Raw genomic sequence first — 10101 nt, forward strand, 5'->3', positions numbered from 1 at the left:
GTAGTCCGATTAGTTGCGGTCGAGGTCGATGTCGATGCCGAGCGAGCGGATTTCCTTCACCAGCACATTGAAGGATTCCGGCATGCCCGCGTCGATCACGTGGTCGCCCTTGACGAGGTTCTCGTACACCTTCGTCCGGCCCGTCACGTCATCGGACTTCACCGTCAACATTTCCTGCAGCACATACGAAGCGCCATACGCTTCGAGCGCCCACACTTCCATTTCACCGAAGCGCTGACCACCGAATTGCGCCTTACCACCCAGCGGCTGCTGCGTGACGAGCGAGTACGGACCCGTCGAACGCGCGTGCATCTTGTCGTCGACAAGGTGGTGCAGCTTCAGGTAGTGCATGTAGCCCACGGTGACCGTACGTTCGAACATCTCGCCCGTGCGGCCGTCGTACAGACGCACCTGGTTCTTCGACGGCGTCATGCCGAGGTTCTGGGCGACGTCGTCCGGGAATGCCAGATCGAGCATCTTGCCCATTTCCTCTTCGGTCGCACCGTCGAACACCGGCGTTGCGAACGGCACGCCTTCGCGCAGGTTCTTCGCGAGTTCGAGGATCTCGTCGTCGCTGAAGCTGTCGAGGTCTTCCTTGTGGCCCGATTCGTTGTAGATCTTCGTGAGGAATTCACGCAGTTCCGCAACCTTCGTCTGACGCGCAAGCATTTCGCCGATACGCCAGCCCAGACCCTTCGCGGCCCAACCGAGGTGCACTTCGAGAACCTGACCCACGTTCATCCGTGACGGCACGCCGAGCGGGTTCAGCACGACGTCTGCCGGACGGCCATCGGCCATGTACGGCATGTCTTCGATCGGAACGATCTTCGACACCACACCCTTGTTACCGTGACGGCCTGCCATCTTGTCGCCAGGCTGCAGACGGCGCTTCACCGCGAGGTACACCTTGACCATCTTCAGCACGCCCGGCGGCAGTTCGTCGCCTTGCGTGAGCTTCTTGCGCTTTTCTTCGAAGGCCAGATCGAACTGGTGACGCTTCTCTTCGATCGAGTTCTTGATCGCTTCGAGCTGCGCCGCTGCTTCTTCGTCCGCGAGGCGGATGTCGAACCAGTGGTAGTGATCCAGATCTTCGAGGTACGCGCGCTCGATCTTCGTGCCCTTCGCGAGCTTCTTCGGACCGCCGTTCGCGACCTTGCCTTCGAGCATGCGGGCGAGACGCTGGAACGCGTCGCCTTCCACGATGCGCAGCTGGTCGTTCAGGTCGAGGCGATAGCGCTTCAGTTCATCGTCGATGATCTGTTGAGCACGCTTGTCGCGCTGGATGCCTTCACGCGTGAACACCTGCACGTCGATGACCGTGCCGCTCATGCCCGAGGGCACGCGCAGCGACGTATCCTTCACGTCCGAAGCCTTCTCGCCGAAGATCGCGCGCAGCAGCTTTTCTTCCGGCGTGAGCTGGGTTTCGCCCTTCGGCGTGACCTTGCCCACGAGCACGTCGCCCGCTTCGACTTCCGCGCCGATGTACACGATGCCCGACTCGTCGAGACGGCCAAGCTGCACTTCCGCGAGATTCGAAATGTCGCGCGTGATTTCTTCCGGTCCGAGCTTCGTGTCGCGTGCAACGACATTCAGTTCTTCGATGTGGATCGACGTGTAACGGTCGTCCGCAACCACCTTCTCCGAGATCAGGATCGAGTCTTCGAAGTTGTAGCCGTTCCACGGCATGAACGCGATCAGCATGTTCTGGCCGAGCGCGAGCTCGCCCAGATCGGTCGATGCGCCGTCAGCCAGCACGTCGCCGCGCGCAACCTTGTCGCCCATCTTCACGATCGGACGCTGGTTGATGTTCGTGTTCTGGTTCGAACGCGTGTACTTGATGAGGTTGTAGATATCCACACCCACTTCACCAGCAACCGCTTCGTCGTCGTTCACACGAATCACGATACGGCCGGCGTCGACGTAGTCGACCACGCCGCCACGCAGCGCCTGAACCGTCGTACCCGAGTCGACCGCAACGGTGCGCTCGATACCCGTACCGACGACCGGTTTTTCCGGACGCAGGCAAGGCACGGCCTGACGCTGCATGTTCGAGCCCATCAGTGCACGGTTCGCGTCGTCGTGCTCGAGGAACGGAATCAGCGAGGCTGCAACCGAGACGATCTGCGACGGCGCCACGTCCATGTACTGGATGCGGTCCGGCGTGACCATCAGCGTTTCGCCCGCTTCACGCGACGAAACCAGTTCGTCGGTCAGCGTGCCGTCTTCAGCCACCGCCGCGTTCGCCTGAGCGATCACGTAACGGCCTTCTTCGATCGCCGACAGGTAGTCGATCTGGTCGGTCACCTTGCCGTCTGCCACCTTGCGATACGGCGTTTCGAGGAAGCCGTATTCGTTCAGGTGCGCGTACAGTGCGAGCGAGTTGATCAGACCGATGTTCGGACCTTCCGGCGTCTCAATCGGACACACGCGGCCGTAGTGGGTCGGGTGCACGTCGCGGACTTCGAAGCCTGCGCGCTCACGCGTCAGACCGCCCGGGCCCAGTGCGGAAACACGACGCTTGTGCGTGATTTCCGAGAGCGGGTTGGTCTGGTCCATGAACTGCGACAGCTGCGACGAACCGAAGAACTCGCGAATCGCCGACGAAATCGGCTTCGAGTTGATCAGGTCGTGCGGCATCAGGTTTTCGCTTTCGGCCTGGCCGAGGCGTTCCTTGACTGCACGCTCAACGCGCACGAGACCCGCGCGGAACTGGTTTTCCGCGAGTTCGCCCACGCAACGCACGCGACGGTTGCCGAGGTGGTCGATGTCGTCCACTTCGCCCTTGCCGTTACGCAGCTCGACGAGGATCTTGATGGTCGCGAGGATGTCGTCGTCCTGCAGCGTCATCGGGCCGACGATTTCGTCACGGCCCACGCGGCGGTTGAACTTCATACGACCCACCTTCGAGAGGTCGTACGCTTCTTCGCTGTAGAACAGGCGGTTGAACAGCGCCTCGACCGCTTCTTCGGTCGGCGGCTCGCCCGGACGCATCATGCGGTAGATCGCGATGCGCGCGGCCATCTTGTCGGCGGTTTCGTCGATACGCAGCGTCGACGAGATGTACGGACCCTGGTCCAGATCGTTCGTGTAGAGCGTCTGGATGTCCTTGATCTTCGCTTCGCGCAGCTTCTCGAGCACGCTTTCGGTGATCTCGTCGTTCGCGTTCGCGATCACTTCGCCCGTGTCGCCGTCGACGACGTTCTTCGCGAGAACGCGGCCGAGCAGATAATCTTCGGGGACCGAAATGTACGTCGTCTTCGCGCTTTCGAGGTCGCGAATGTGCTTCGCGTTGATGCGCTTGTCCTTCTGGACAATGACCTTGCCTTCGCGATCGCTGATGTCGAAGCGCGCGACTTCACCGCGCAGACGCTCCGGTACGAACTCCATCTGCGCGCCTTCCGGCATCAGCGTGAAGTTGTCGAACACGAAGAAGTTCGCGAGGATCTGTTCCGGCGTGAGGCCGATGGCCTTCAGCAAGATCGTGACCGGCATCTTGCGGCGACGGTCGACGCGGAAGTACAGCACGTCCTTCGGGTCGAACTCGAAGTCGAGCCACGAACCGCGGTAAGGAATGATACGGGCCGAGAAGAGCAGCTTGCCCGAGCTGTGCGTCTTGCCCTTGTCGTGTTCGAAGAACACGCCAGGCGAGCGATGCAGCTGCGAGACGATGACACGCTCGGTGCCGTTGATGACGAACGAACCGGTCGGCGTCATGAGCGGAATTTCGCCCATGTACACTTCCTGCTCCTTCACTTCCTTGACGACCGGCTTGCTCGGCGATTCCTTGTCGAGCAGGACGAGACGGACCTTGGCGCGCAGCGCCGAGCAGTACGTCAAACCGCGTTGCTGGCATTCCTTGATGTTGAATGCCGGCGACGACAGCATGTAGCTGACGAACTCTAGACGAGCAAAGCCGTTATGGGAAACAATAGGAAAAACGGACGAAAACGCTGCCTGCAGACCTTCCGGTTTGCGTTGTGCGGTCGCCGTTTCTGCTTGCAGGAATGTGCTGAATGATTCAAGCTGGGTAGCCAGCAGGAAAGGAACCTGGTGAACGATGGGGCGTTTCGCGAAACTCTTGCGAATACGCTTCTTCTCGGTGAAGGAATAGTGCATACGATCTCCGAATCACGGCGGGTAGGACGACCCGAGTGTTCACCGACTGAGACCCGATGGCTTCGCGAGCCCTGGAAGCTTGGTGGTTGGCCTCTACCAACCGCTGGCTGACGGCAACGGATTTCGGCTTGTCATAACGTGCCCGCTGCCCGACCAAACTTGCCTTCTGCAGTCGCTTCAGAAGACAAAGAGAAGCGTCGTGCGCACAGATCATGCCCTTGAGGCACTCACCCGGCGAAAGACGTTTTTCTTTGGCTTCTGGATCCCGCATCCCGCCTCCGACTTCTAAAAAATCGAACACAAAAACGCAGAATCCACAAAGCACAAAAAGGCCGGCGGTGTAAAAACCGCCAGCCTTCGCACAGCGCGCTGAAACTTACTTGATTTCAGCCTTCGCGCCGGCTTCTTCCAGCTTCTTCTTCGCTTCTTCAGCAGCAGCCTTGGGCACCGCTTCCTTCACGGGCTTCGGTGCGCCGTCGACCAGGTCCTTCGCTTCCTTCAGGCCGAGACCCGTCAGTTCACGAACGGCCTTAATGACCGAAACCTTGTTTGCGCCGGCTTCGAGCAGGTTGACCGTGAATTCGGTCTGCTCTTCAGCAGCAGCAGCAGCGCCGCCGCCTGCCGGGCCAGCGACTGCCACAGCAGCTGCCGACACGCCAAACTTCTCTTCGAACGCCTTGACCAGTTCGTTCAGTTCAAGAACCGACATCGAGCCAACGGCTTCGAGGATGTCTTCTTTTGCGATTGCCATTTGAAATTACTCCAGATTTGAATTCGGAAACAGCTAGCGATCTTTCTCGCTCGCTCTTGCTCGTTCGTCTGCCTGAAATCAGGCAGCTTCTGCTTGCTTCTTCTCCGCCAGCGCGGCCAGAGCACGCGCGAAGCCGGAAACAGGAGCTTGCATAACGAACAGCAGCTTCGAGAGCAGTTCTTCGCGGCTCGGGATGTTGGCCAGCGCTTGCACGCCTGCCACGTCCATCACCTTGCCTTCGTAGGAACCAGCCTTGATGATCAACTTGTCATTGCCCTTCGCGAAGTCATTGACGACCTTCGCAGCAGCAATTGCATCTTCCGAGATGCCGTAGATCAGGGGGCCAGTCATCTGCTCTGCCAGCGGAGCAAACGGGGTACCTTCGACAGCGCGACGCGCCAGCGTGTTTTTCAACACGCGGAGGTACACCTGCTGCTCACGCGCTTTCGCGCGCAGCTTGGTCAGATCGCCAACCGCGATTCCACGATACTCGGCCAGCACCATGGTCTGAGCCTTCGCGACTTGCGCGGAGACTTCAGCCACGACGGCCTGCTTACCTTCTTTGTTCAGTGGCACGGTTAACCTCCAGATTCGACACACTTTGCTTTCGCTACATGTGCCGCGTTCAACAACGGCGACCGACCAGTCCGGAGTAAATCAGTTTGCATCGTCAGGCGTTACCGCCTGCATCCGCTCACATCAGCACTTCAAAACCTTTTCGGGTTCGCCATCTGCGTTGGCTTTGCATTAAGGAAGCACCCAACTGCTGCACTTCCGCCAACGGTCTTTGACAACCGGTTGCACCGCGCTTACCGCCGCTGCACAACCGCCCAAAGCCCTTTAAATCCGCGCTGCAGCCCTTTCGAGCTTCAACGCGGCGAAACTATTACGCTGCGAGCGACGTCTGGTCGACGCGAACGCCAACGCCCATCGTGCTCGAGACAGCGATCTTGCGCAGGTACACGCCCTTGCTCGTTGCCGGCTTCGCCTTGGTCAGCGCGTCGAGGAGCGCGTCCAGGTTGCTGCGCAGCGCGGTCGGCTCGAACGATGCACGGCCGATGGTGGCGTGGATGATACCGGCCTTGTCGACACGGAATTGCACCTGACCCGCCTTCGCGTTCTTGACCGCGGTCGCCACGTCCGGCGTCACGGTGCCGACCTTCGGGTTCGGCATGAGGCCGCGCGGGCCGAGGATCTGACCGAGCGTACCGACGACGCGCATCGTGTCCGGCGAAGCGATCACGATGTCGAAGTTCAGGTTGCCGCCCTTGATCTGCTCGGCGAGGTCTTCCATACCGACGATCTCTGCGCCTGCTGCCTTGGCTTGTTCAGCCTTTTCACCTTGCGCGAACACTGCGACGCGGACCGACTTGCCGGTACCTGCGGGCAGAACGACCGAGCCGCGAACGACCTGGTCCGACTTCTTCGCATCGATGCCGAGCTGCACTGCGACGTCGATCGACTCGTCGAACTTCGCCGTGGCGCATTCCTTCACGAGCGACAGTGCGTCGCCGATCGGGTACTGTTTTTGGCGGTCGATCTTGGCAGCCAGTGCCTTTTGACGCTTCGAAACCTTAGCCATTTACACGCCCTCCACGACGATGCCCATCGAGCGGGCGCTACCAGCGATCGTGCGTACCGCTGCATCCATATCGGCTGCCGTGAGGTCCGGCATCTTGGTCTTGGCGATTTCCTCGGCTTGCGCGCGGGTGATCGTAGCGACCTTGTCCGTATGCGGCTTGGCCGAACCCTTGTCGACCTTCGCTGCCTTCTTGATCAGAATCGTGGCCGGCGGCGTCTTCAGGATGAACGTGAAGCTCTTGTCCGCGAATGCCGTGATCACGACCGGCGTCGGCAGACCCGGTTCCATCGCTTGAGTCTGCGCGTTGAACGCCTTGCAGAACTCCATGATGTTCAGGCCGCGCTGACCCAGTGCCGGACCGACCGGCGGCGACGGGTTGGCTTTACCTGCAGGAATCTGCAGCTTGATAAAGCCGATGATTTTCTTTGCCATGTTGAAACCTCTTTGGAACGCGTGAGCGTTCTGGTGAGTGGTAGCGCGCGTTCGCCACAATCTTCGCTGTGCCAACTGCTTTGGCGACATCTACAGCCGACTGGACTACTGGCGCTCCTCTACGGCCATAACGCGGACCGTAAGCGCGGAAAAACGGATCGCACCCGAGGCGCGATCCGTAGTATTCGATTTACAGCTTTTCGACCTGGCCGAATTCGAGTTCGACCGGTGTGGCGCGACCGAAAATGGTGACGGAGACCCGGACGCGCGACTTTTCGTAGTTGACTTCTTCGACGCTGCCGTTGAAGTCCGTGAACGGACCTTCCTTCACGCGGACCATCTCGCCGACTTCGAACAGGGTCTTGGGGCGCGGCTTCTCAACGCCTTCCTGCATCTGCGACATGATCTTTTCGACTTCGCGCGGCGAAATCGGGCTCGGGCGATTACGCGCCCCGCCGACGAAACCGGTCACCTTTGCCGTGTTCTTCACGAGGTGCCACGTTTCGTCCGTCATTTCCATCTCGACCAGGACGTAGCCCGGGAAGAAACGACGTTCGGTCACCGATTTGTGACCACCCTTCACCTCGACCACTTCTTCAGTCGGCACGAGGATCTGGCCAAACTTGTCCTGCATGCCAGCACGTTCGATGCGCTCCTGAAGCGCACGTTGCACGCTCTTCTCCATGCCGGAGTAGGCGTGCACCACATACCAACGTTTTCCGCTCGGGGATGCCGGTGTATCGCTCATATCATTTCCAACCCAGAATCGCCGAGAAAATCACCCACTCGATGGATTTGTCGCAAACCCACAGAATGATGGCCATGGCCAGCACAAAACCGAAGACCACCAGGGTCGTTTGCGTGGCCTCTTTGCGAGTCGGCCAGACGACCTTGCGAACTTCCTTGTACGAGTCTTTGGCAAACGCGATGAAGCTCTTGCCGGGCGCCGAGAGAAGACCGACTACCACCCCCGCGATCACGCCCACTGCGAGCGCTGCACCGCGGACATACCACTCCTGGCTACCGAGCCAGTAGAACCCTACGAACCCGGCCACAACCAACAATACGCCCGCCGCAAGCATCAGCTTGTCGCTGGAAGTATTAACAGTTTCGACGGAAGGATTCGCCATAACACCTTAAAGAACAACGCGCCTGAGCACGAGAAGTTGGCAGGGGCAGAGGGAATCGAACCCCCAACCTTCGGTTTTGGAGACCGACGCTCTGCCAGTTGAGCTATACCCCTAAACCATTTTGGGGTTGGCGGCATCGCCAACCCCGAAACCACTTAGTCGATCAACGAGACTGGCAAAAAACTTACTCGATGATCTTTGCAACCACGCCGGCGCCGACGGTACGGCCACCTTCGCGGATTGCGAAGCGCAGACCTTCTTCCATCGCGATCGGAGCGATCAGCTTCACCGTGATCGACACGTTGTCGCCCGGCATGACCATTTCCTTGTCCTTCGGCAGCTCGATCGAGCCCGTCACGTCCGTCGTACGGAAGTAGAACTGCGGACGGTAGTTGTTGAAGAACGGCGTGTGACGGCCGCCTTCGTCCTTGCTCAGCACGTACACTTCAGCCGTGAAGTGCGTGTGCGGCGTGATCGAACCCGGCTTGGCCAGCACCTGGCCACGCTCCACGTCTTCACGCTTCGTGCCGCGCAGCAGGATACCCACGTTGTCGCCTGCCTGACCCTGGTCGAGCAGCTTGCGGAACATTTCCACGCCCGTGCAGGTCGTCTTCACCGTCGGCTTGATACCGACGATTTCGATTTCCTCGCCGACCTTGACGATGCCGCGCTCAACGCGACCCGTCACCACCGTGCCGCGACCCGAGATCGAGAACACGTCTTCCACCGGCATCAGGAAGGCGCCGTCAACTGCGCGCTCCGGCGTCGGGATGTACGTGTCCAGTGCGTCGGCCAGGTTCATGATCGCCACTTCACCCAGTTCGCCCTTGTCGCCTTCCAGCGCCAGCTTGGCCGAACCCTTGATGATCGGCGTGTCGTCGCCCGGGAAGTCGTACTTCGACAGGAGCTCGCGCACTTCCATTTCGACCAGCTCGAGCAGCTCGGCGTCGTCGACCATGTCGCACTTGTTCAGGAACACGATGATGTAAGGCACGCCGACCTGACGGGCGAGCAGGATGTGCTCACGCGTTTGCGGCATCGGGCCGTCAGCGGCCGAGCACACCAGGATGGCGCCGTCCATCTGTGCCGCGCCCGTGATCATGTTCTTCACGTAGTCAGCGTGGCCCGGGCAGTCGACGTGTGCGTAGTGGCGGTTAGCCGTTTCGTACTCGACGTGCGCGGTGTTGATGGTAATACCACGTGCCTTTTCTTCCGGCGCCGCGTCGATCTGGTCGTACGCCTTCGCTTCGCCGCCGAACTTGGCGGTCAGAACCGTCGTGATCGCTGCCGTCAGCGTGGTCTTGCCGTGGTCAACGTGACCGATCGTGCCCACGTTCACGTGCGGCTTGGTCCGCTCAAACTTACCCTTGGCCATTTTCGACTCCTAAGAGGATTTTTCCGTACGTTGCGCGGGGCGCGCAAACAATCACTGGCTTGCTGCTGCCTGCTCGATGCGGGGCTTTAGACGCCCGCTAGATCCGGCTGGTGCCCATGGGCAGGATCGAACTGCCGACCTCTCCCTTACCAAGGGAGTGCTCTACCACTGAGCCACATGGGCGAAAACTGCTCTGAACCGCTTTAATGCTTCGCTGGAGCGGGTGAAGGGAATCGAACCCTCGTCGTAAGCTTGGAAGGCTTCTGCTCTACCATTGAGCTACACCCGCGAGGTTCGCCGGTCATTTCGATCGCGCAGCTGCTAGCGCAATCTTTACCGGCCCGTCACTGCTACAGCTGAATTCTGGTGGAGGAGGTTGGATTCGAACCAACGTAGGCGTAAGCCAACAGATTTACAGTCTGCCCCCTTTAGCCACTCGGGCACCCCTCCGCAGAGAACTGATGATTATGGGGGAACATCCGAATCGTGTCAAGCACTTTGTTCGGCGTCGATCCCACAACGCTCTCACTTATAGTGAGAGCGGAAAAGCAAAAACCCCGGCTTTTTAGGGCCGGGGTCTCGCTTGTAGAGGAGCCTGACGATTACCTACTTTCACACGGGCAATCCGCACTATCATCGGCGTGGAGCTGTTTCACGGTCCTGTTCGGGATGGGAAGGGGTGGGACCAGCTCGCTATGGTCATCAGGCATGACGG

The 10101-nt window shown here is 59.8% G+C and carries 8 protein-coding genes, 4 tRNA genes and 1 rRNA gene; all 13 read right to left on the reverse strand.

The features are described from left to right. Positions 1 to 9: 9 nt before the first annotated feature. Positions 10 to 4116, reverse strand: coding sequence for a DNA-directed RNA polymerase subunit beta (gene rpoB, locus AB4Y35_RS38955; protein ID WP_069269333.1), 4107 nt, complete (start codon positions 4114 to 4116; stop codon positions 10 to 12). Positions 4117 to 4492: 376 nt separating this feature from the next. Further along, complete coding sequence (gene rplL, locus AB4Y35_RS38960; protein WP_027821097.1) at positions 4493 to 4867, reverse strand: 50S ribosomal protein L7/L12; 375 nt, start codon at positions 4865 to 4867, stop codon at positions 4493 to 4495. A 78-nt stretch (positions 4868 to 4945) separates the two neighbouring features. Continuing rightward, positions 4946 to 5443 carry a 50S ribosomal protein L10 gene (gene rplJ, locus AB4Y35_RS38965; RefSeq protein WP_368708576.1) on the reverse strand — a complete coding sequence of 166 codons (498 nt, stop codon included), beginning with the start codon at positions 5441 to 5443 and terminating at the stop codon, positions 4946 to 4948. Positions 5444 to 5753: 310 nt separating this feature from the next. Then, entirely contained in the window at positions 5754 to 6449 is a 696-nt protein-coding gene (gene rplA, locus AB4Y35_RS38970; protein ID WP_042272956.1) for a 50S ribosomal protein L1, read from the reverse strand. Continuing rightward, positions 6450 to 6881: a 50S ribosomal protein L11 gene (rplK, locus tag AB4Y35_RS38975; protein WP_368708577.1), complete on the reverse strand. Its 432-nt coding sequence runs from the start codon at positions 6879 to 6881 to the stop codon at positions 6450 to 6452. A 190-nt stretch (positions 6882 to 7071) separates the two neighbouring features. Further along, positions 7072 to 7629, reverse strand: coding sequence for a transcription termination/antitermination protein NusG (gene nusG / locus AB4Y35_RS38980; protein WP_028208939.1), 558 nt, complete (start codon positions 7627 to 7629; stop codon positions 7072 to 7074). Between the two features lies 1 nt (position 7630). After that, positions 7631 to 8011, reverse strand: a complete 381-nt coding sequence (gene secE / locus AB4Y35_RS38985) for a preprotein translocase subunit SecE (RefSeq protein ID WP_028208940.1) — start codon at positions 8009 to 8011, stop codon at positions 7631 to 7633. A gap of 37 nt (positions 8012 to 8048) precedes the next feature. Continuing rightward, positions 8049 to 8124: transfer RNA gene (locus AB4Y35_RS38990), tRNA-Trp, on the reverse strand. A gap of 71 nt (positions 8125 to 8195) precedes the next feature. Next, the gene (tuf, locus tag AB4Y35_RS38995) at positions 8196 to 9386 is read right to left on the reverse strand and encodes an elongation factor Tu (protein ID WP_028371383.1); all 1191 of its coding nucleotides are present in this window, start codon (positions 9384 to 9386) and stop codon (positions 8196 to 8198) included. Between the two features lie 108 nt (positions 9387 to 9494). After that, positions 9495 to 9569: transfer RNA gene (locus AB4Y35_RS39000), tRNA-Thr, on the reverse strand. A 32-nt stretch (positions 9570 to 9601) separates the two neighbouring features. Then, positions 9602 to 9675: transfer RNA gene (locus AB4Y35_RS39005), tRNA-Gly, on the reverse strand. Between the two features lie 75 nt (positions 9676 to 9750). Next, positions 9751 to 9836, reverse strand: a tRNA-Tyr gene (locus AB4Y35_RS39010). A gap of 143 nt (positions 9837 to 9979) precedes the next feature. Then, positions 9980 to 10093 (reverse strand): 5S ribosomal RNA (gene rrf / locus AB4Y35_RS39015). Between the last annotated feature and the right edge of the window lie 8 nt (positions 10094 to 10101).

This window comes from Paraburkholderia sp. EG286A (genome assembly GCF_040965375.1).
Lineage (GTDB): Bacteria > Pseudomonadota > Gammaproteobacteria > Burkholderiales > Burkholderiaceae > Paraburkholderia.